Below are 20,043 nucleotides of genomic sequence, written 5' to 3'. Positions count from 1 at the left end.
GTGGTTACTGGAAAAGCAGGTTTTCACATTCTTTCCACCTATCGCCCTTATTGTCCTGGCACATAAGGCCTTCGGTTCCTGACTTGAATACCTCTATTGCTTTCCAGGCGAATAGAGCTGGATTTACGCCCCAACCCACCACGTTTCAAATACTTATAAAGCAGCTGTACCGCCATGCCCTTTCAAGGCGATTGCCTCGTGGGCCGCGTAAACAGCGCGGATTGATTGTTATTCGCCGCGTCGTGCAAAAGTTAGAGGCTTTCGCTCTTTAACGTTGGCAACAAAAAGAATCAGGCAGGGGACGATATGAAATTCAGATCATTGCAGGCACGAATTTGTGTCACGGCAGGCATATGCCTGTTTGTTTCATCCATCAGCCTGGTTGTATATGGGCTCTTCACGGCTCGGGCCAATGAGCAATATGTCGCGACCGAGGTCAGCGCACTGGTTGAAAAATCAACGATCCGGGAAATTCAAAACCTGGCCGAGTCGCGGGCCAACGCCATCCAGGCCAAGTTGCAAAATGCCCTGGATGCGGCCCGCACCATGGCCAATGCCTTTGCCGCCAGCAAAGTCACGCAAAGCCCCCTGGCATTGGGCCGGGAGCAGGTCAATACGGTATTGCTCAGCGTCCTCAAGGATAACCCTGATTTCAACGGTACCTATTCCTGCTGGGAACCGGATGCGCTGGACGGGCAGGATCAGGCGTTTCGCAATGCCCAGGATGGCAATAATCCACTGACCGGGCGCTTCACCCCTTATTGGACCCGCAGCGCCGGTGGCCATGTCGCGGTGCAGCCGTTGGTCGAGTACGACTCCCCGGATCGTCACCCCAACGGCGTGCCTAAGGGCGGCTGGTACAGCGGCCCGCGCGATACCCTGAAGGAAAGCGTGCTGGACCCCATTCCTTATGTGGTCCAGGGTAAAAACGTCTGGCTGACCACTTTGTCGGTTCCGATCGTCGCCAATGGCAAGTTCTATGGTGTGGTCGGGGCGGATTTCGATATTGCCTTTATCCAGAAGCTCAGTGAGCAGATGTCTGCCGAGCTCTACGGTGGCAAAGGCACGGTGACGATCCTGAGCAACCAGGGCCTGGTGGTTGCGGACAGCCAGCGTACTGACTTGATTGGCCAACCCATCAAGGCGTTGTTGCCTGAGTCCTGGGAAAACGTACTGCGCGACATCCAGAGCGGTCGTGGCAATGGCCTGCTCAATCCACAAACCCAGCATATTGAAGTGCTGATGCCCATTACGCTGGGTCGCACAGGCAAGCCCTGGGCGGTGTTGATCCGTCTGCCCAAGGCCGTGGTCATGAGCCAGGCGATAGCCCTGGAGCAGGAACTGCAGGCGCGCAGTATCAGCAACAGCATCTGGCAAGTGTCGGTGGGGATGGTCATTTCCCTGTTGGCCCTGGCCGCCCTGTGGTATGCCGCCGCGAAAATCGTCGGGCCGATTCGCGAGGCCGCGGCCTTGGCCGCCAACATCAGCCTGGGCGATTTTTCTCGTCGCCTGGTGCAGAAATCCGAGGATGAAGTCGGGCAATTGTCTGCGGCTCTTAACGACATGTCCGAAAGCCTGCAACGACAGGTTCGTGTGGCCGAGCGCATTTCTGAAGGAGACCTGGACCTGGAGGTCCGCTTGTCTTCGCCCCACGATACCCTGGGCAAGTCACTGGAGAAGATGGTCAGCAACCTGAACCAGCTGATTTCCGAGGTGCAGACCAGCGCCACGCAGATTACCGGCAGCTCGGCGCAGGTCACTGATCTGAGCCAGTCATTGTCCGATGGCGCGTCGAATTCCGCGTCGTCCATTACCGAAATCAGCGCGGTGATGACGCAAATGGCCGCGCAGACCCGGGACAACGCCGCCAACGCCAAGAAGGCCGACGAGCAATCCCAGGCATCCCGTGCCGATGCGGGGGAGAGCGATAAATTGATGAGCGAGCTGATTGCCGCCATGGCCGAAATCGACAACTCGGGCAAGGACATCACCGCGATCATCACCACCATCGACAATATTGCCGCACAAACCAATCTGTTGGCGTTGAACGCGGCCATCGAAGCCGCCCGGGCGGGTGAGCTTGGGCGTGGTTTTGCCGTGGTCGCAGACGAAGTGCGCAGCTTGGCCGCCCGCAGCGCCGAGGCCGCCCAGCAGACGGCGGCCTTGATCGCCGACTCATCGAGCAAGACGCAACGCGGCATGATCATCGCCGGCCGGACCGCCGAATCGCTGAAAAACATCGTCACTGGAACCAGCGCGGTTTCCAACCTGGTTTCGCTGATTTACCAAGCTTCCAGCGAGCAGGCTTCGGGCTTGCAGCAGGCCAGCATCGGCTTGGAGCAGATCGATGAAGTGACGCAGAAAAACCAGTCAAACTCGCAAGAGTGCGCGGTGGCGGCCAAGGACCTTTCGGAGCGAGCCTCGCTGATGCAGCGCGTGCTGGGACGTTTCAAAGTCAAAAGAGCTTAGTTGTTTTCCAGCCAGCTCAGGCGCCCGCCTGGAGCGTGATTGCGCAAATCCCCGGATCCGCGAGTGATGCCGGGGATTTTTCAGTCTGGACGATCATCCGGGCTGGGTTTATTCACTGACGGTAAATGATCGCAATTGCATTGCTTTGCCCAATAGGGTCTCGATAACCGGCTTGAGGGTGTACTATCGATTTCTATCCATCAGATATCAGTTAGCTATGTCCACGCTAAGCGAAGAGAGCCGTCAGATCGTAGCTTCTCTGGCGCACCGCGTTGGCCCCAACGCTGACATTGCAAAGACCGCCCACGCGATCATTTCAATTCTGCAGGATATAGAGGCTGCTCTTACGCCCGTCATCGGTCCACAAGGGGTTGCGGCGCTTTATCGCCGCAGCCTGCACCTGTGCGCATCCACTTATCCGCGCCTGGCCAGCATCTGCGACAAGGTGCCGCCTGGCCTGGCTCTGACTGCCCTTAAATCTGTACTCGTTGAGCAAAGCGAAGCCGATGCGCTGTTTTTCGGTGAAATGTTGCTGACTATATTCTACGAGTTACTGACTACGCTGATCGGGCCCTCGCTCACCGCACGTTTGCTTCGTGGCGTGTGGGAACCTTCTTTGAGCGACACCCCTTCGCAGGAAAATTCGCCATGAGCACCAAAGTGACTATCAACCGCTTGGCCACCGGCGTGCCAGGACTGGACGAGGTCTTGGGCGGAGGGTTGCCGGAGTTTTCGTTCAACCTGATCGCCGGCCCCCCCGGTTGCGGCAAGACCACCCTCGCGCACCAGATGATGTTTGCCCTGGCGACCCCAGAGCGTCCCGCGCTGTTTTTTACTGTGTTGGGCGAGCCGCCGCTGAAGATGCTGCGTTATCAACAGCAGTTCGACTTCTTTGACAGCGAGGCGATCAATCAATCGATCCGCTACGTCAACCTGGCTGACGACACCCTGGCCGGGGATCTGGACGAAGTGCTGCGACGCATTGTCAGCGAGGTGGAGGCTCACTCCCCGGCGCTGGTGTTCGTTGACTCGTTCCGTTCGGTGGTGCTGGCCAGCCAGACCCAGGACAACCCCAATAACAACTTGCCGCAGTTCGTCCAGCAGTTGGGCATGCTGATGACCACCTGGCAGGCCACGACGTTTTTGATCGGCGAATATTTCACCGAAACCGATACCAACCCGATTTTCACCGTCGCCGATGGGCTGATCTGGCTGCGCCAGAGCGTTCAGCGCAACTCCATGGTGCGCAAGATGGAAATCATGAAGATGCGCGGCCAGCCGACGCTGCCGGGCCTGCACACCTTCCGTATCGCCGCGTCAGGAATCAAGGTATTTGCCCCCGCTCCCTTCAACCCGAGCGAAACGTCGATGGAATTTCCCATCAAGCGCCTGGCAATGGGTGTACCGCAGCTCGATGACATGCTCGGCGGTGGCCTGCCGCGCGGGTATTCCTTGTTAGTGGCGGGCCCGTCCGGTTCGGGTAAAAGCATTCTGGCGGCGTCCTTTCTCGCCGAAGGCGCGCGCAACGGTGAGACCGGTGTGATCGCGGTGTTTGAACAGCGTCCCAATCACTCCCAGAACGCCACGCTCACCCACTTGATTCAATGTGGAAAAGTCGGGCTGGTGGATAGCCGCGCGCCGGACCTGTCCATCGACGAAATCGTGCACTTGCTGCTGGGCGAGATCGCCCGCCTGAAAGCGACCCGGGTGGTCATTGATTCGCTGTCGGGCTTCGAACTGGCGCTGGCGCCGACCTTTCGCGAGGACTTTCGCGAGTCGCTGTCGCGCATGGTCACGGCGTTGACCAGCGCCGGTGTCACGGTATTGCTGACTTCGGAGCTGGAGGACCGCTACACCGATCTGCGTTTCAGTCCTTACGGCACAGCGTTTCTCACCGACGCCATCATCGTTCAGCGCTACATTGAAGTGCAGAGCCGTTTATTGCGCATCATGGCCGTGGTCAAGGTGCGGGCCAGTGCCCACTCCGATGAGCTACGCCTTTATCGCATCGACGACAACGGTTTACAGATCGGCGAAATGTTGCCGGATCAGGAGGGGTTGCTCGGCGGCCGGCCTACCTTGCGACGTTCCGGCCACGGCGCGGGATGAGTCACGATCATGGATGAGGGCAATGGCAAGAATGAGCAAGCGAAGGCCACGGTCGCTCGCGAGCTGTTCCTGCTTGGCCAGAAAACCGTCGAGGCGCGGGCGGTGCTGGCGGCGTTGCAGAAGGAGCTGCGCGACGCCAGCACTCAACTGGCCGATAAGCAGCAGATCGAGCAGTTGATCGAGGCCAATCAGCAGTTGGTCCTGGCGATCCTGTCGGCCCAGTCCGAGGCTGAAAAGCCAAAAAACACCCAGGCGGTCGAACAACAACAGCTGTATCTGGATATGCGCGAAGCCAATGAGCTATTGGTCATCGCCGCCCTCAGCGCGCAACATCTGAAGGCCTCGGCCGAACGCGCGCTGGAGCGCCAGCGTAGCGTCCTCGCCCTGGTGGCCCATGAACTGCGTAATCCCCTGACCCCCATCAGCATGATTGCCGGCCGACTGGCACGGGTGCCCAGTGAGGAACTGCCGCGCATGCAGAAGTTGATCGAAAGCCAGGTGCGGCACATGTCTCGGTTGGTCGAAGACTTGCTCGACGTCTCTCGGGTCAAGACCGGTAAGTTTCGCCTCGATTGCCAGATGGTCGATATCGTTCAGATCATTCATGAGTCCATCGACAACTGTCGGCCGGTCATGCTCTCTGGCAACCTGCACCTCAGCGCCGAATTACCCGAGTGTGCATTATCGGTGAACGGTGACTCGGTGCGGCTCGCTCAGATTTTTGACAACTTGCTGGGCAATGCCGCCAAGTACACACCCGCTGGTGGCACGATCAGGTTTTCGGCCACGGTCGAGGTCGGCAAGGTGGAGATCAGTCTCCGCGATAGCGGCATAGGCATCTCGGCCAAGGCGCTGCCGTTCATTTTCGAGCCGTTTGTGCAGGACGTTCACGCCGTCGGTTTCAATGGCGCTGGCCTGGGCATTGGTCTGACGGTGGTACGCGAGTTGGTCGAAAGCCACGGCGGCACCGTGACCGGCAGGAGCGCGGGGGATGGCCAGGGGAGTGAGTTCGTGGTGAGGTTGCCGTTGGTGAACCAAACCACGTAAAGGAACATTCACCGTGACGCTTCAACTTTCCAGGCGTCTACGACTTTATAGCCAGTGTTGGCACTCTACATCCTGGAAGAGGCAGGTCCCTTTATGATCATCAAACCGCGCGTTCGTGGCTTTGTCTGTGTGACGACCCACCCCACTGGCTGCGAAGCCAACGTCAAGAGTCAGATCGACTACGTTAGCGCACAAGGCCCCATCGCTGATGGGCCAAAGAACGTACTCGTGATCGGCGCATCGACCGGTTACGGCCTTGCTGCGCGGATCACCGCCGCTTTTGGTTGTGGCGCCAAGACGCTCGGTGTGTTTTTTGAACGTGGAAGTGATGCAGGCAAGCTCGGCACTGCCGGCTGGTACAACACTGCGGCCTTTCACTCGTTTGCCGAGTCCGAGGGCCTCTACGCCAAGAGCATCAACGGCGACGCTTTTTCCGATGAGATCAAACAGCAGACCATCGACGTCATCAAACGCGACTTCGGCAAGGTCGACCTCGTTGTGTACAGCCTGGCCGCGCCACGCCGCACGCACCCCAAGACTGGTGCCGTACTGAGCTCTACCCTCAAGCCACTCGACAAGGCCGTGACCTTGAAGGGTGTGGATACGGATAAAGAAGTGGTCAAGGACACCACCCTGGAGCCGGCGACCCAAAGCGAGATCGATGGCACGGTGGCCGTGATGGGCGGCGAAGACTGGCAGATGTGGATCGATGCCCTGCACGAAGCGGGTGTTCTGGCTGATGGGGCGAAAACGACTGCGTTCACCTACCTGGGCGAAAAGCTGACGCATGACATCTACTGGAATGGCTCTATTGGCGCGGCCAAGAAGGACCTGGATCAGAAAGTCCTTGGCATTCGTGAACGATTGGCTGTTCTGGGGGGCGATGCGCGGGTCTCGGTATTGAAAGCGGTGGTGACTCAGGCCAGTTCAGCGATCCCGATCATGCCGCTGTACCTGTCATTGCTGTTTAAAGTCATGAAGGCACAGGGCACGCACGAGGGTTGTATCGAACAGGTCCATGGGCTCTACAAGGACAGCTTGTACAGCCAATCTCCAGTGATGGACGAGGAAGGACGCCTGCGCGCGGACTACAAGGAGCTGGCTCCCGAAGTCCAGGACCGCGTCAAGCAGCTCTGGGATCAGGTCAGCACGGATAACCTTTATGAGCTGACTGACTTTGTCGGTTACAAAGCGGAGTTCCTGCGTCTCTTCGGCTTCGGGATCGAAGGGGTGGACTATGAGGCTGACGTCGATCCAGACGTGAAGATTGCCAATCTGGTCCAGGCATAGGCCATCAGTCTGGAAGCTGCCTTGACGCGCAATGCAAGAGGCAGCGGCTTCTCCTGGTCATCAATCATTTTGCCGGGGATGTGGCATAACGAAGCTTCTTTGTTATCCTGCCGTCCCTCTTTCATGGACGAACGCCGAGGCAAACCATGGCTAACGACACCCCGTCAAACATCGGGAAGATACTGCTGGGCCTGCTGTTTGCCCTGATTGGTATCGTCCTGTTGGGCATTGCCGTCAATCTCACGCTTGACCGCCGCGAGTTTCTCGCCCGCGCACAGACCGCTGAAGGCACTGTCAGCCACTTGAATGCCGGCGGTTCCCATCCTGAGATCGCCTTCACCACCGGCACTGGCGAAAAAATCTCTTATCCCCAAGGCGGCATAATCTTCGGCTATCGGCAGGGGCAGACGGTACGCGTGCATTACTTGCCCGAGCGTCCGGTCGGCAGCGCTATCGTTGATGATCCGGGTGCGCTTTGGGGGCCTGCCGGGCTGCTGGGGTGCCTCGGCCTGATGTTTACCCTGGCTGGTCTGGCAAAAGTCATTCGTCAGCGCGGTCACGGTGCGGTTCATTCACATAAAGGATTTTGAACGTATGAGCTACAACATCCCAATTCCGCTCAATGAAAGTCGCTGGCAGTACCAAACCGCCAGTGGTGGCGGCCTGACCGTGGTCATGGTGGCGGGCAGTGGTGGTTCGATCACCCTGCGTTCGCCCCAAGGTGAGGACGTCAGCTACCGCTATGGCGGCGTCGGGGTGGGGGCCGGATTTGGTGCGCGGCTGCCGCGTTTTGGCAAGATCAATATCCAGATCAAGGGCAAGAGCGTGGCTGGCGTCGGCGCGGCAGAGGCTTTTCCCAGCTTCGGCAAAGTGTTTGTCAGCGACGCCTTGGCCAGTCGCGACCTGACCAGTGACGATATCACCGGCCCTTGCATGTATACCGAAGTGGGAGGCGGCCTGGTGGTCGGCGGTTCTGCCACGGCGCTGCTGTTTGGGCTTGATCCCAAGTTGCTGGCGTTGTCGGTGGCGCTGAGCTCCAATCCGGCGACCGCGCTCATTGCGTCCACCACGGTCAACCGGCAGTTGGCGCGGTCGGCCAAGGGCGCGCTGGTCATGGCCGGCATGAACGCTGGTGTGCAGGCCGGTGGTGGCGGGGCGATCTACATCGGCTATCTGTTCTAGACGTGTTTATTTGCGAAGCAGGCCCGCCCACACACGAAAAAGCCGCGAATCAACGCGGCTTTTTCTATGCTACCAACAACGTCAGACGTTGAAGCGGAAGTGCATCACGTCGCCATCCTTGACGATGTATTCCTTGCCTTCCAGACGCCATTTACCGGCTTCCTTGGCGCCGGCTTCACCCTTGTACTGGATGAAATCGTCATAGGCGATGACTTCGGCGCGGATGAAGCCTTTTTCGAAGTCGGTATGGATCACGGCCGCGGCTTGTGGCGCGGTGGCACCGACGCGAACGGTCCAGGCGCGGACTTCTTTTACGCCAGCGGTGAAGTACGTCTGCAGGTTGAGCATTTCATAGCCGGCGCGGATCACGCGGTTCAGGCCAGGTTCTTCCAGGCCCAGGGCCTCGAGGAACATGTCCTTCTCTTCGCCGTCTTCGAGCTCGGCGATTTCCGCTTCGATCTTGTTGCAGACCGGGACCACTATGGCGCCTTCTTCTTCGGCGATGGCTTTTACCACGTCCAGCAGTGGATTGTTCTCGAAGCCATCTTCGGCAACGTTGGCAATGTACATGACCGGCTTGGTGGTCAGCAGGTGGAAGCCGCGAACGATCTGCTTCTCATCGACGCCCATGTTCTTGATCAGGCTGCGTGCCGGCTTGCCCAAGGTGAAGTGGGCGATCAACTGCTCGAGCAGGGCTTTCTGGGCGACGGCGTCTTTGTCGCCACCCTTGGCATTGCGAGCGACTTTTTGCAGTTGCTTCTCGCAGCTGTCGAGGTCGGCGAAGATCAGTTCCAGGTCGATGATCTCGATATCGCGTTTCGGGTCGACGCTGTTGGAGACGTGAATCACGTTCTCGTCTTCGAAGCAGCGGACCACGTGGGCGATGGCATCGGTTTCACGAATGTTGGCCAGGAACTTGTTGCCCAGGCCTTCACCTTTCGAGGCCCCGGCTACCAGGCCGGCGATGTCGACGAACTCCATGGTGGTTGGCAGCACGCGCTCCGGGATCACGATGGCCGCCAGGGCGTCCAGGCGTGGGTCGGGCATCGGCACGATGCCGGTGTTCGGCTCGATGGTGCAGAAGGGGAAGTTCTCAGCCGCGATACCGGATTTGGTCAGGGCGTTGAACAGGGTGGACTTGCCGACGTTAGGCAGGCCGACGATGCCGCAATTGAATCCCATGGTGTTTCCCCTCGGATAAGTGTCAGGCCTTCTGGCTGTGCAGGTTTTTCATCGCACGGTTCCATTCCCCGGCGAGGATATCCGGCAGCACGCCGAGGGCAAAGTCGATGCTGGCATCGAGTTTTTCCTGTTCGGCGCGAGGCGCACGACCCAGGACAAAGTTTGAAACCATACTGGCAACGCCCGGGTGGCCGATGCCGAGCCGCAGGCGGTGAAAGGTATTCTGATTACCCAGTTGCGCGATGATGTCGCGCAACCCGTTGTGACCGCCATGGCCGCCGCCCTGCTTGAGCTTGGCGACGCCCGGAGGCAGGTCGAGTTCGTCGTGGGCCACCAGGATTTCTTCAGGCGTTATGCGAAAGAAACCGGCCAATGCCGCCACGGCCTGGCCGCTGCGGTTCATGTAGGTGGTGGGAATCAACAGACGAACATCCTGACCCTGATGCGAGAAGCGCCCGGTCAGGCCGAAATATTTGCGATCGGCCGCCAGGCTGACGCCTTGTGCGTGCGCGATGCGCTCAACAAAAAGGGCCCCTGCGTTATGCCGGGTCTGTTCGTATTCGGCGCCTGGATTTCCCAGGCCAACGATCAGTTTAATGGCAGTCACGATAGGGGCCCTTCCTGGAGTGTGGATAACAACGTCGCGCTCAAACGGTATGGCGACAGTGGACGAAAAGTGCGGATCTACCGTTAAGTAAACTTCGCGTTCTCGCCCGCTGTTTCGCTACGTTCCAGTCCGCGATGTTTCCGGTCACTCCGGCGACAGAGTGAAATTACTCTGCAGCGCCTTCTTCAGTAGCTTCTGGAGCAACACGTGGAGCGTGGACGTTGGCAACAGCCTTGTCATCGCCGTGTGCCAGAGCAACAAACTCAACGCCTTTAGGAGCCTTGAGGTCGGACAGGTGAATGATCGTGCCAACTTCGGCGTCAGCCAGGTCGACTTCGATGAATTCAGGCAGGTCTTTCGGCAGGCAGGTCACTTCGATTTCCGAAACAACGTGCGAAATTTCGCCGCCTTTCTTGATCGGAGCAGCTTCGCCAACGAAGTGCACAGGCACGATAGCGGTCAGTTTCTGGCCAGCGACTACGCGTACGAAGTCAGCGTGCATCACGTGGCCTTTGGCCGGGTGACGTTGCAGGGCTTTGATCACGACGTTTTGCTTGGTGCCACCAACGTTCAGCTCGATGATGTGGCTGTAAGCCGCTTCGTTTTCGAGCAGCTTGGCAACTTCTTTGGCCAGCATGCTGATGGACTCAGGGGCTTTCTCGCCACCGTAGACTACAGCTGGAACCAGGCTTGCGAGACGACGCAGGCGGCGGCTCGCACCTTTCCCCAGGTCGGAACGCACTTCAGCATTCAGGGTAAATTCGTTCATGTTGTATCTCCAAAGTAACCACATTCACCCCCAGCGCTTGCGACCAGCGCTAAAGGCGATATGGGCAAAAAAGCCCCGCCCCGGCAGTGAATGCCGGGGCGGGGCGCTTTTCGTCAACGAGATGTCACGGCAAGGGCAGGGCCCTTAGCGGAACATCGCGCTGATCGATTCTTCATTGCTGATGCGGCGAACCGCTTCGGCAACAACCGGTGCGATATCCAGTTGACGGATACGCGCACAGGCTTGTGCTGCTGCGGACAACGGGATGGTGTTGGTCACCACCAGTTCGTCCAGCACGGAATTTTCAATGTTTTCGATTGCCCGACCCGACAACACAGGGTGTGTGCAGTAGGCAAAGACCTTGGCAGCGCCATGCTCTTTCAGGGCCTTGGCCGCGTGGCACAGGGTGCCGGCGGTATCGACCATGTCGTCGACCAGAATACAGGTACGCCCTTCGACGTCGCCGATGATGTGCATCACTTCGGAGTGATTGGCTTTCTCACGGCGTTTGTCGATGATACCCAGATCCACGCCCAGGGATTTGGCAACGGCCCGTGCACGCACGACGCCACCAATGTCCGGGGACACGATCATCAGGTTTTCGAAGCGCTGATCTTCAATATCATCCACCAGGACTGGGGAGCCGTAGATGTTATCCACGGGAATATCGAAGAAGCCCTGAATCTGGTCAGCATGCAAGTCAACCGTGAGTACACGATCGATGCCGACTACGGTAAGCATGTCAGCCACGACTTTCGCGCTGATAGCCACACGTGCGGAACGCGGACGGCGATCCTGACGGGCATAACCAAAGTAAGGAATAACAGCAGTGATACGAGTAGCCGAGGAACGGCGAAAGGCATCAGCCATCACGACGAGTTCCATCAGGTTATCGTTGGTCGGAGCGCAAGTCGGCTGAATAATGAAAACGTCTTTACCGCGAACGTTTTCATTGATCTCGGCAGTGATTTCGCCGTCGGAGAACTTACCGACAGAGATGTCACCGAGAGGGATATGCAGCTGACGTACGACACGCCGAGCCAGATCGGGGTTAGCGTTCCCCGTAAAGACCATCATCTTGGACACGCGCAGTACCTGAAGGCTGAGGGTATACCTGGATGAGTATAGGAAAATGGCAGGGGCGGCTGGATTCGAACCAACGCATGGCAGGATCAAAACCTGCTGCCTTACCGCTTGGCGACGCCCCTGTATCTGTTGCTGCGAGTGCCCAGCACTCGATTCCTTTTAGAGCAGACTTTGCAGCTTGCGATGCAACATCGAAACGTTGCTTCCTTTTGCTACAAACCCTGTAAGGGTCTCTGTCAGAAGGGCCGAGACTTTATCAGCTTCAGCTTTGCTTGGGAAGCCCCCAAACACACAACTTCCAGTTCCGGTGAGTTTTGCTTCGGTAAATTTACCTAACAAATTCAATGCGTTACGAACATCTGGGTAACGCCTTGCTACCACCGGTAAGCAGTCATTTCGACTGTTTCCCTTGGGAACGGGGCGCACTTTAATGGGAGGAGAGTTACGTGTCAACAGCGGATCTGAAAAAATTTCTGCTGTACTTACAGATACTTGCGGCACCAGTACCAAGTACCAGGGTTCCTCGGGGTCCACCGGGGTGAGTTTTTCCCCGACGCCCTCGGCAAAAGCGGCGTGGCCACGCACGAAAACCGGCACGTCGGCGCCTAGTGTCAGGCCCAGCGCAGCCAGGCGATCCGTGTCCCAGCCCAGCTGCCAGAGGTGGTTGAGCCCGAGTAAAGTCGTCGCCGCATTCGAACTGCCGCCACCGATACCGCCGCCCATGGGCAGGATTTTTTCGATCCAGATATCGATGCCCAGCGAACAAGCGGATTGTTCCTGGAGTTTTTTCGCGGCCTTGACGATCAGATTGCTGTCGTGGGGCACGCCGTCGAATTCGGTGTGCAGGCGAATCACGCCGTCGTCGCGCACGGCAAAGGTGATTTCGTCGCCGTAGTCCAGAAACTGAAAAATCGTCTGCAGCTCGTGATAACCGTCCGGGCGACGACCGAGGATGTGCAGCATCAGGTTGAGCTTGGCCGGGGAGGGCAGGGTCAGGCGTGGAGCGGTCATGTCATTGCCCCAGCTTGCGCGGCTGCCATTGCTTGATCACCAGCGTGACGTCGAGATTGCTGCCGTGCAGTTTGATGCGTTCGGGCAGCCAGTAGCCGTTCTGCTGGGCATAGCTTAAGTATTCGATCTGCCAGTCATCCTGTTCCAGGTTGGACAGGCGGCTGTCGGCGTCGAGGGTCAGGCGGCTTTTGCTGTCCGGTGCGGGTAGCCCGCGAACCCACCAGGTCAGATGGGATACCGGCAATTTCCAGCCCAGTTGTTCTTCGAGCAACGCTTCTGGGGTGGGCGCCTCATAGCGACCCTGGTTGGCGACTTCCAGCGAGACCTGGCCCGGCCGGCCGGTCAGGCGGGCCGCACCGCGACCCAGAGGCCCTGACAGGCGAATGTCGTAGTAGTCCTGGCGTTGCAACCAGAACAACGTGCCGCTGCCTGAATCCTTCGGTGCGCGGATGCCGATCTTGCCGTCGATTTGCCAGCCGTCGAGGCCGCTCAGTTGTTGCTTGTGTTCACGCCACTGGGCCGGGCTGCCGTGGCCCTGGACGGATTCACGGGCGCCGAAGCCCGCGCAACCGGCGAGCAGGGCGATAAAGCTGAACACGATGAAATGGCGCAAAAACATAATCTTAAAGGGTCTCTGATCCGGTCAGGCGTTTGATGGTGCTGCGCAAAATGGGACTGTCGGGCTGGTCCTTGAGGAACTTGCTCCAGATCTGCCGGGCTTCGCGTTGTTTGCCATTGGCCCACAGGACCTCGCCCAGGTGAGCGGCGACCTCCTGATCGGGGAAACGCTCCAGGGCTTGGCGCAACAGGCGTTCGGCTTCATCGAGGTTGCCCAGCCGGAAGTTCACCCAGCCGAGGCTGTCGAGCACCGCCGGGTCTTCCGGATTGAGCTGGTGGGCCTGCTCGATCAGCACCTTGGCTTCGTCGTAGCGGGTGGTGCGATCCGACAAGGTGTAGCCCAGGGCGTTGAGGGCCATGGCGTTGTCCGGGTCACGCTGGATGATCAGGCGCAGGTCTTTTTCCATCTGGGCCAGGTCATTGCGCTTTTCCGCCAGCATCGCACGGGTGTACAGCAGGTTCAGATCGTCCGGGTACTGCTTCAAGGCTTGTTGCAACACGTTCCAGGCTTTGTCGCCCTGATTGTTGGCCGACAGGGTCTCGGCTTCGATCAGGTACAGCTGGATGCCGTAGTCCGGCTGGGAGTCGCGCTGTACGGCGAGGCGGCTCTGGGCCTCGGCGGTCTTGCCGTTGCTCATCAGGATATCGGCCTGGCGCAATTGCGCCGGCAGATAGTCGTTGCCCGGGCCGACCTGGGCATACTCGATCAACGCGGTCTCGGGGTCGTTGCGCTCTTCAGCGATGCGCCCCAGGTTCAGGTGAGCCGAGTCGACATGGCTCTCCCGAGCGATCAGGTCTTCCAGATAACCCTTGGCCTCGTCCCAGGCCTTGGCTTCCAGGCAAACCAGCGCCAGGGAATAGCGCAGCTCGTCGTCTTCCGGGTACTGCTGGACCAGGCTGGAGAACTCCACCTTGGCGTCGTCCATGCGGTTGTTTTCCACCAGCATGCGGGCGTAGGTGAGGCGCAGGCGTTTGTCGTCCGGGTACTTCTTGATGCTTTTTTCCAGCAGCGGCAGCGCTTCGTCGCCGCGGTTCAAGCCTTGCAGCAGGCGTGCGCGCAGCAGGATCGGCGCCACTTCACCGGCTTCCGGTGGGTTGTCTTCCAGCAGGGTGAGGGCGCCCTGGGTGTCGCCATCCTGTTGCAGCAGCAGGGCTTTGCCGAAAATCAGCTGGCCGTTGTTCGGGTGACGCTGCAACAGGCGGTCGAAGCTTTTCATCAGGCCGTTGCGGGTTTCCTGGTCGGTGTCGGCGGCGGACAGCGCAAGGAAGTCGAAATGGGTGTCGCCCTTGCCCAGCAGGACCTTCTCCATATACATCATGGAGTCGTCGTAGCGTCCGGCCCGCGCCAGTTGCACGGCGGCAGCGCGCTGCGCGTCAAGATCGTCCGGGGCATTCTTGGCCCAGATCAGCGCGGTATCCAGTGCGGGCTGGTCGGCTCCCAGGTACTCGGCGATGCGAAACGCCCGCTCGGAGATGCCCGGGTCCTGGGTGTTGATGGCCTGGGTCACGTAGTTGTCCAGCGCAATGTCGAAGCGATTGCGCTGGCCCGCCAGTTCGGCACTCAACAGGCTGAAGATGGTTTCTTCGCTGAACGAGCCGTAGACCTTGGTTTTTTCAGGCGCCTGCGTGCTGTCTTCGACCGGCGGCGTGCCGTCCGTCGACACGGGGGCCATGGACTGGCAGCCGCTGAGCAAGGCAAAAGCGAGGAGCAACGCGGAAGATCTATTCATATAGGAAGAGGACGACTAACCTGCGGTCGGATCATCATGACACAAGCCTTCGGTCAAACATAACCGCCCCGTCGATTTACGGCGCGGGTGCGCAGTGATAGAGATCGAGTGGTTGTTCTGAATCTGGCGAAGTAGGACAATTGCCGGCTTCACGTCACTATCAGCGACCTTGAATGGCCTTCCTTGCACTTGGTATTAACCACAAGACTGCTTCAGTAGACGTCCGCGAGCGCGTGGCCTTTACGCCTGAGCAGCTGGTTGAGGCCCTGCAGCAGCTCTGCCGACTCACCGACAGCCGCGAAGCTGCGATCCTCTCCACCTGCAACCGCAGCGAGCTTTATATAGAACAGGATCACGTTTCGGCAGATTCAGTGCTGCGCTGGCTGGCCGAATATCACAACCTGAGCCTTGAAGAGCTGCGCGCCAGTGCCTATGTGCATGAGGACGATGCGGCCGTTCGTCACATGATGCGCGTCGCCTCGGGGCTCGATTCGCTGGTACTGGGCGAGCCGCAGATTCTCGGCCAGATGAAGTCGGCCTACGCCGTGGCGCGGGAGGCCGGCACCGTCGGTCCGCTGCTGGGGCGGCTGTTCCAGGCCACGTTCAACGCCGCCAAGCAGGTGCGCACCGACACCGCCATCGGCGAGAACCCGGTGTCAGTGGCGTTTGCCGCCGTCAGCCTGGCGAAACAGATTTTCAGCGATTTGCAACGCAGCCAGGCGCTGCTGATCGGCGCCGGCGAGACCATTACCCTGGTTGCCCGCCATCTGCACGACCTGGGGGTCAAGCGCATCGTCGTCGCCAACCGGACCCTGGAGCGCGCCAGTACCCTGGCCGAGCAGTTTGGCGCCCACGCGGTGCTGCTGTCGGACATCCCGGCCGAGCTGGTGCACAGCGACATCGTCATCAGTTCCACCGCCAGCCAATTGCCGATCCTGGGCAAGGGTGCGGTGGAAAGCGCCCTGAAGCTGCGCAAGCACAAACCGATCTTCATGGTGGACATTGCCGTCCCCCGGGACATCGAGCCGGAAGTCGGCGAACTCGACGACGTTTATCTCTACAGCGTCGATGATCTGCACGAAGTGGTCGCCGAGAACCTCAAGAGCCGGCAAGGCGCGGCCCAGGCGGCGGAAGAGATGATCACCGTCGGCGCCGACGATTTCATGGTGCGCCTGCGCGAACTGGCGGCGGTGGATGTGCTCAAGGCCTATCGGCAGCAGAGCGAACGCCTGCGCGACGAGGAACTGCAAAAGGCCCAGCGCCTGCTGGCCAACGGTGGCAATGCCGAAGAGGTGCTGGTGCAATTGGCCCGCGGCCTGACCAACAAATTGCTCCACGCCCCCAGTGTTCAGCTCAAGAAGCTGACCGCCGAAGGCCGCCTCGATGCGCTGGCCATGGCCCAGGAACTCTTTGCCCTCGGTGAGGGCTCACCGGATAGCTTTTCGGATAAAAAACCGCAATGAAAGCGTCACTGCTCAATAAACTGGACATCCTCCAGGACCGTTTCGAAGAACTGACCGCCTTGCTGGGCGATGGCGAAGTCATTTCCGACCAGAATAAATTCCGTACTTATTCCAAGGAATATGCGGAAGTCGAGCCGATTGTCGCCACCTATAAACAGTTGCTCAAAGTCCAGGGTGACCTCGAAGGTGCCCAGGCGCTGCTCAAGGACAGTGATCCGGACATGCGCGAAATGGCGGTCGAGGAAGTCCGCGAAGCCAAGGAGCAACTGCTTGAACTGGAAAGCAGCCTGCAACGCATGCTGCTGCCCAAGGACCCGAACGACGGGCGCAACGTATTTCTTGAGATCCGTGCCGGTACCGGTGGCGACGAGGCGGCGATTTTTTCCGGCGACCTGTTCCGCATGTATTCGCGGTACGCCGAACGTCGCGGCTGGCGCGTGGAGATCCTTTCGGAGAACGAAGGCGAGCACGGTGGCTATAAAGAAGTCATCGCCCGTGTCGAGGGTGACAACGTCTACGGCAAGCTGAAGTTCGAATCCGGCGCCCACCGTGTGCAGCGCGTACCAGCCACCGAATCCCAGGGGCGTATCCATACCTCGGCCTGCACCGTGGCGGTATTGCCCGAGCCGGACGAGCAGGAAGCCATCGAGATCAACCCGGCGGACCTGCGGGTCGACACCTACCGCTCCTCCGGTGCGGGCGGCCAGCACGTCAACAAGACTGACTCGGCGATCCGCATCACTCACTTGCCTTCGGGCATCGTGGTCGAGTGCCAGGAAGAACGCTCCCAGCACAAGAACCGGGCGCGGGCCATGTCCTGGTTGTCGGCCAAGCTCAACGACCAGCAGACCAGCGCCGCGGCCAATGCCATCGCCAGCGAACGCAAACTCCTGGTGGGTTCGGGCGATCGTTCCGAGCGGATCCGTACCTACAACTTCGCCCAGGGCCGGGTCACGGATCATCGTGTCAACCTGACCCTGTATTCCCTCGACGAAATTCTTGCCGGTGGTGTCGATGCGGTAATCGAGCCGTTGCTGGCCGAATACCAGGCCGACCAGTTGGCGGCGATTGGCGAGTAAGCACAGGTGAATAAATGACCATCATCGCCAGTTTGTTACGCGCCGCCGAGTTGCCGGATTCGCCCACGCCACGGCTGGATGCCGAGTTGCTGCTGGCCGCTGCACTGGGCAAGTCCCGCAGCTTCCTGCACACCTGGCCCGAGCGGATTGTGCCGAGCGAGGCGGCGCTGCTGTTTTCCGAGTACCTGCGCCGGCGTCGCTCCGGCGAGCCGGTGGCCTACATCCTCGGGCAGCAGGGCTTCTGGAAACTCGATCTGGAAGTCGCCCCCCACACGCTGATCCCGCGTCCTGACACTGAACTGCTGGTGGAAACCGCGCTGGCCTTGTTGCCGGCCACACCGGCCCGGGTCCTGGACCTGGGCACCGGCAGTGGCGCGATTGCCCTGGCCTTGGCCAGCGAGCGTCCGGCCTGGAAAGTCACGGCGGTCGACCGCGTGCTGGAGGCCGTGGCCCTGGCCGAACGCAATCGCCAGCGCCTGGACCTGCACAACGTCACAGTGTTGAGCAGTCACTGGTTCAGCGCGTTGGACGGCGAGCGTTTTGAGTTGATCATCAGCAACCCGCCTTATATCGCCGCCACCGATCCGCATCTGGCCGAGGGCGACGTGCGTTTCGAACCGGCCAGTGCGTTGGTCGCAGGGCAAGACGGTCTGGATGATTTGCGCGAGATCATTGCCCAGGCGCCGGGGCACCTCGAACCGGGCGGCTGGTTGATGCTGGAGCACGGTTACGATCAGGCCGCGGCGGTGGGCGATTTGCTGCGGGCCCAAGGCTTTGCTGAAGTCCACAGCCGCAAGGACTTGGGTGGCCATGAGCGCATCAGCCTGGGGCGCCTGCCGTGCTGAACGATCAGGAGTTGTTGCGCTATAGCCGGCAGATTCTGTTGCAGCATGTCGATATCGACGGCCAATTGCGCCTCAAGCACAGCCGTGTGTTGATCGTCGGCCTCGGCGGTCTTGGCTCCCCGGTGGCGTTGTACCTGGCTGCCGCCGGCGTCGGCGAGTTGCACCTGGCGGATTTCGACACGGTCGACCTGACCAACCTGCAGCGTCAGATCATTCACGACACCGACAGCGTCGGCCTGAGCAAGGTCGATTCGGCGATACGCCGTCTGACGGCGATCAACCCCGAGATTCGGCTGGTGCCGCACCCGACGGCCATGGATGAAGACAGCTTGGCCGCCGCGGTCGCGGCGGTGGATGTGGTGCTCGATTGCTCCGACAATTTTTCCACCCGCGAAGCGGTGAACGCTGCGTGTGTCGCGGCGGGTAAGCCGCTGGTCAGTGGGGCGGCGATTCGCCTGGAAGGGCAGTTGTCGGTGTTCGATCCACGTCGTCCCGAAAGTCCTTGCTATCACTGCCTCTACGGTCACGGCAGCGAAGCTGAGTTGACCTGCAGTGAAGCCGGCGTGATCGGGCCACTGGTGGGTTTGGTGGGTAGCCTGCAAGCCCTAGAAGCCTTGAAGTTATTGGCCGGTTTCGGTGAGCCGCTGGTAGGGCGCCTGCTGCTGATCGATGCCCTGGGCACCCGCTTCCGTGAGCTGCGGGTCAAGCGCGATCCGGGGTGTAGCGTCTGTGGTGACCCGCATGAGTGAGGCTCCGGTCGGCGTGTTCGATTCGGGTGTCGGCGGGCTGTCGGTGCTGGGAGAAATCCGTCAGTTGCTGCCCAATGAGTCGCTGTTGTACGTGGGTGACTGTGGGCATATTCCCTACGGCGAGAAAACCCCGGAATTCATCCGACAGCGCTGCGCGATCATTGCCGACTTTCTCCAGCGCCAGGGCGCCAAGGCGTTGGTGGTGGCCTGCAATACCGCGACGGTCGCCGGGGTGGCTGATCTGCGGCGCGATTTCCCCCATTGGCCCATCGTCGGCATGGAGCCGGCGGTCAAGCCTGCGGCCGCCGCCACCCGCAGCGGCATTGTCGGTGTGTTGGCCACCACCGGCACTTTGCAAAGCGCCAAATTCGCCGCCTTGCTCGACCGTTTCGCCACTGATGTGCGGGTCATCACTCAACCGTGCCCGGGGCTGGTGGAACTGATCGAGGCGGGTGATTTGCACAGCCCGGCCGTGTATCAACTGCTACAGGGCTACGTCGATCCCTTGCTGGCTGCCGGCTGCGATACGCTGATCCTGGGCTGCACGCACTATCCGTTTCTCAAGCCATTGCTCAAGCAAATGATCCCGGAACAGATAAGCCTGATTGACACCGGCGCCGCCGTGGCACGCCAACTTCAGCGGCTGCTGGCCGAGCGGGCGCTATTGGCCGAAGGGCCGGCCAGAGAAACGCAATTCTGGAGTAGTGCAGATCCGATACATTTAAGAAATATCCTACCGATGCTATGGAATTCTTCCGGCGTTGTGCGAAGCTTCGATCTGTAAAGAAAACGTGAAAAATGTGTAAA

19 protein-coding genes, 1 tRNA gene and 1 pseudogene are annotated in these 20,043 nt (G+C 59.8%); 13 read left to right on the top strand and 8 right to left on the bottom strand.

Going from position 1 to position 20,043, the window contains the following annotated elements:
- Nucleotides 1-306: 306 nt before the first annotated feature.
- From EPZ47_RS30975 to EPZ47_RS24900, 8 genes and pseudogenes are all read left to right on the top strand, one after another.
- Nucleotides 307-1,569, top strand: a pseudogene (locus EPZ47_RS30975) (methyl-accepting chemotaxis protein); the annotation flags it as partial.
- A complete protein-coding gene (locus EPZ47_RS30970) occupies nt 1,564-2,469 on the top strand; it encodes a methyl-accepting chemotaxis protein (RefSeq protein WP_406550191.1) in 906 nt (301 codons plus the stop codon). The pseudogene EPZ47_RS30975 and the gene EPZ47_RS30970, both read left to right, overlap by 6 nt.
- Nucleotides 2,470-2,686: 217 nt before the next feature.
- Nucleotides 2,687-3,121 (top strand): hypothetical protein, encoded by a 435-nt coding sequence (locus tag EPZ47_RS24925; RefSeq protein ID WP_238346675.1) that lies wholly within the window; start codon nt 2,687-2,689, stop codon nt 3,119-3,121.
- On the top strand, nt 3,118-4,578 hold the full coding sequence (locus EPZ47_RS24920) for an ATPase domain-containing protein (RefSeq protein WP_135847154.1): 1,461 nt from the start codon (nt 3,118-3,120) through the stop codon (nt 4,576-4,578). Before EPZ47_RS24925 ends, EPZ47_RS24920 begins: the two co-directional genes overlap by 4 nt.
- A gap of 9 nt (nt 4,579-4,587) precedes the next feature.
- Entirely contained in the window at nt 4,588-5,625 is a 1,038-nt protein-coding gene (locus EPZ47_RS24915; RefSeq protein WP_135847153.1) for a sensor histidine kinase, read from the top strand.
- A gap of 93 nt (nt 5,626-5,718) precedes the next feature.
- Entirely contained in the window at nt 5,719-6,915 is a 1,197-nt protein-coding gene (gene fabV, locus EPZ47_RS24910; protein WP_135847152.1) for an enoyl-ACP reductase FabV, read from the top strand.
- A gap of 146 nt (nt 6,916-7,061) precedes the next feature.
- Nucleotides 7,062-7,505 (top strand): DUF3592 domain-containing protein, encoded by a 444-nt coding sequence (locus EPZ47_RS24905; RefSeq protein WP_135847151.1) that lies wholly within the window; start codon nt 7,062-7,064, stop codon nt 7,503-7,505.
- A 4-nt stretch (nt 7,506-7,509) separates the two neighbouring features.
- Nucleotides 7,510-8,097 (top strand): hypothetical protein, encoded by a 588-nt coding sequence (locus EPZ47_RS24900; RefSeq protein ID WP_135847150.1) that lies wholly within the window; start codon nt 7,510-7,512, stop codon nt 8,095-8,097.
- 81 nt (nt 8,098-8,178) lie between these two features.
- Here EPZ47_RS24900 and ychF read toward each other — a convergent pair whose 3' ends face one another.
- From ychF to EPZ47_RS24860, 8 genes are all read right to left on the bottom strand, one after another.
- A complete protein-coding gene (ychF, locus tag EPZ47_RS24895; RefSeq protein ID WP_135847149.1) occupies nt 8,179-9,279 on the bottom strand; it encodes a redox-regulated ATPase YchF in 1,101 nt (366 codons plus the stop codon).
- 22 nt (nt 9,280-9,301) lie between these two features.
- Nucleotides 9,302-9,886, bottom strand: coding sequence for an aminoacyl-tRNA hydrolase (gene pth, locus EPZ47_RS24890; RefSeq protein ID WP_122564708.1), 585 nt, complete (start codon nt 9,884-9,886; stop codon nt 9,302-9,304).
- A 166-nt stretch (nt 9,887-10,052) separates the two neighbouring features.
- Nucleotides 10,053-10,655, bottom strand: coding sequence for a 50S ribosomal protein L25/general stress protein Ctc (locus tag EPZ47_RS24885; RefSeq protein ID WP_135847148.1), 603 nt, complete (start codon nt 10,653-10,655; stop codon nt 10,053-10,055).
- A gap of 144 nt (nt 10,656-10,799) precedes the next feature.
- Nucleotides 10,800-11,741 (bottom strand): ribose-phosphate pyrophosphokinase, encoded by a 942-nt coding sequence (locus EPZ47_RS24880; protein ID WP_003171603.1) that lies wholly within the window; start codon nt 11,739-11,741, stop codon nt 10,800-10,802.
- Between the two features lie 47 nt (nt 11,742-11,788).
- Nucleotides 11,789-11,863: transfer RNA gene (locus tag EPZ47_RS24875), tRNA-Gln, on the bottom strand.
- Between the two features lie 37 nt (nt 11,864-11,900).
- Nucleotides 11,901-12,752: a 4-(cytidine 5'-diphospho)-2-C-methyl-D-erythritol kinase gene (gene ispE / locus EPZ47_RS24870; protein WP_135847147.1), complete on the bottom strand. Its 852-nt coding sequence runs from the start codon at nt 12,750-12,752 to the stop codon at nt 11,901-11,903.
- A 1-nt stretch (nt 12,753) separates the two neighbouring features.
- Nucleotides 12,754-13,371 carry a lipoprotein insertase outer membrane protein LolB gene (gene lolB, locus EPZ47_RS24865; protein WP_135847146.1) on the bottom strand — a complete coding sequence of 206 codons (618 nt, stop codon included), beginning with the start codon at nt 13,369-13,371 and terminating at the stop codon, nt 12,754-12,756.
- A gap of 4 nt (nt 13,372-13,375) precedes the next feature.
- Nucleotides 13,376-15,100, bottom strand: a complete 1,725-nt coding sequence (locus EPZ47_RS24860; protein ID WP_135847145.1) for a tetratricopeptide repeat protein — start codon at nt 15,098-15,100, stop codon at nt 13,376-13,378.
- Nucleotides 15,101-15,273: 173 nt separating this feature from the next.
- Here EPZ47_RS24860 and hemA point away from each other — a divergent pair, with 173 nt between their 5' ends.
- The 5 genes from hemA to murI are packed head-to-tail and all read left to right on the top strand — an operon-like array spanning nt 15,274 to nt 20,020.
- The gene (gene hemA, locus EPZ47_RS24855; RefSeq protein ID WP_135847144.1) at nt 15,274-16,563 is read left to right on the top strand and encodes a glutamyl-tRNA reductase; all 1,290 of its coding nucleotides are present in this window, start codon (nt 15,274-15,276) and stop codon (nt 16,561-16,563) included.
- Nucleotides 16,560-17,642 (top strand): peptide chain release factor 1, encoded by a 1,083-nt coding sequence (gene prfA / locus EPZ47_RS24850; RefSeq protein ID WP_135847143.1) that lies wholly within the window; start codon nt 16,560-16,562, stop codon nt 17,640-17,642. Before hemA ends, prfA begins: the two co-directional genes overlap by 4 nt.
- 14 nt (nt 17,643-17,656) lie before the next feature.
- Nucleotides 17,657-18,487: a peptide chain release factor N(5)-glutamine methyltransferase gene (prmC, locus tag EPZ47_RS24845; RefSeq protein WP_135847142.1), complete on the top strand. Its 831-nt coding sequence runs from the start codon at nt 17,657-17,659 to the stop codon at nt 18,485-18,487.
- Entirely contained in the window at nt 18,481-19,236 is a 756-nt protein-coding gene (locus EPZ47_RS24840) for a molybdopterin-synthase adenylyltransferase MoeB (RefSeq protein WP_135847141.1), read from the top strand. Before prmC ends, EPZ47_RS24840 begins: the two co-directional genes overlap by 7 nt.
- Nucleotides 19,229-20,020, top strand: a complete 792-nt coding sequence (gene murI / locus EPZ47_RS24835; RefSeq protein ID WP_135847140.1) for a glutamate racemase — start codon at nt 19,229-19,231, stop codon at nt 20,018-20,020. Before EPZ47_RS24840 ends, murI begins: the two co-directional genes overlap by 8 nt.
- The last annotated feature ends 23 nt before the right edge of the window (nt 20,021-20,043 follow it).

Origin of the sequence: Pseudomonas viciae (genome assembly GCF_004786035.1) — a bacterium.
Taxonomy (GTDB): Bacteria; Pseudomonadota; Gammaproteobacteria; order Pseudomonadales; family Pseudomonadaceae; genus Aquipseudomonas; species Aquipseudomonas viciae.
Note: the sequence above shows the minus strand (reverse complement) of the source record. Positions and strands in the feature narration are given on the sequence as shown.

Bases quoted from the DNA above. Each gene is read 5' to 3' on its own strand.
- EPZ47_RS24920 (WP_135847154.1), top strand. From the start codon at position 3,118: ATGAGCACCAAAGTGACTATCAACCGCTTGGCCACCGGCGTGCCAGGA.
- EPZ47_RS24860 (WP_135847145.1), bottom strand. From the start codon at position 15,100: ATGAATAGATCTTCCGCGTTGCTCCTCGCTTTTGCCTTGCTCAGCGGC.
- lolB (WP_135847146.1), bottom strand. From the start codon at position 13,371: ATGTTTTTGCGCCATTTCATCGTGTTCAGCTTTATCGCCCTGCTCGCC.
- hemA (WP_135847144.1), top strand. From the start codon at position 15,274: ATGGCCTTCCTTGCACTTGGTATTAACCACAAGACTGCTTCAGTAGAC.
- EPZ47_RS24925 (WP_238346675.1), top strand. From the start codon at position 2,687: ATGTCCACGCTAAGCGAAGAGAGCCGTCAGATCGTAGCTTCTCTGGCG.
- ychF (WP_135847149.1), bottom strand. From the start codon at position 9,279: ATGGGATTCAATTGCGGCATCGTCGGCCTGCCTAACGTCGGCAAGTCC.
- murI (WP_135847140.1), top strand. From the start codon at position 19,229: ATGAGTGAGGCTCCGGTCGGCGTGTTCGATTCGGGTGTCGGCGGGCTG.
- EPZ47_RS30970 (WP_406550191.1), top strand. From the start codon at position 1,564: ATGTCCGAAAGCCTGCAACGACAGGTTCGTGTGGCCGAGCGCATTTCT.
- prfA (WP_135847143.1), top strand. From the start codon at position 16,560: ATGAAAGCGTCACTGCTCAATAAACTGGACATCCTCCAGGACCGTTTC.
- EPZ47_RS24905 (WP_135847151.1), top strand. From the start codon at position 7,062: ATGGCTAACGACACCCCGTCAAACATCGGGAAGATACTGCTGGGCCTG.
- EPZ47_RS24915 (WP_135847153.1), top strand. From the start codon at position 4,588: ATGGATGAGGGCAATGGCAAGAATGAGCAAGCGAAGGCCACGGTCGCT.
- ispE (WP_135847147.1), bottom strand. From the start codon at position 12,752: ATGACCGCTCCACGCCTGACCCTGCCCTCCCCGGCCAAGCTCAACCTG.
- EPZ47_RS24885 (WP_135847148.1), bottom strand. From the start codon at position 10,655: ATGAACGAATTTACCCTGAATGCTGAAGTGCGTTCCGACCTGGGGAAA.
- EPZ47_RS24900 (WP_135847150.1), top strand. From the start codon at position 7,510: ATGAGCTACAACATCCCAATTCCGCTCAATGAAAGTCGCTGGCAGTAC.
- fabV (WP_135847152.1), top strand. From the start codon at position 5,719: ATGATCATCAAACCGCGCGTTCGTGGCTTTGTCTGTGTGACGACCCAC.
- prmC (WP_135847142.1), top strand. From the start codon at position 17,657: ATGACCATCATCGCCAGTTTGTTACGCGCCGCCGAGTTGCCGGATTCG.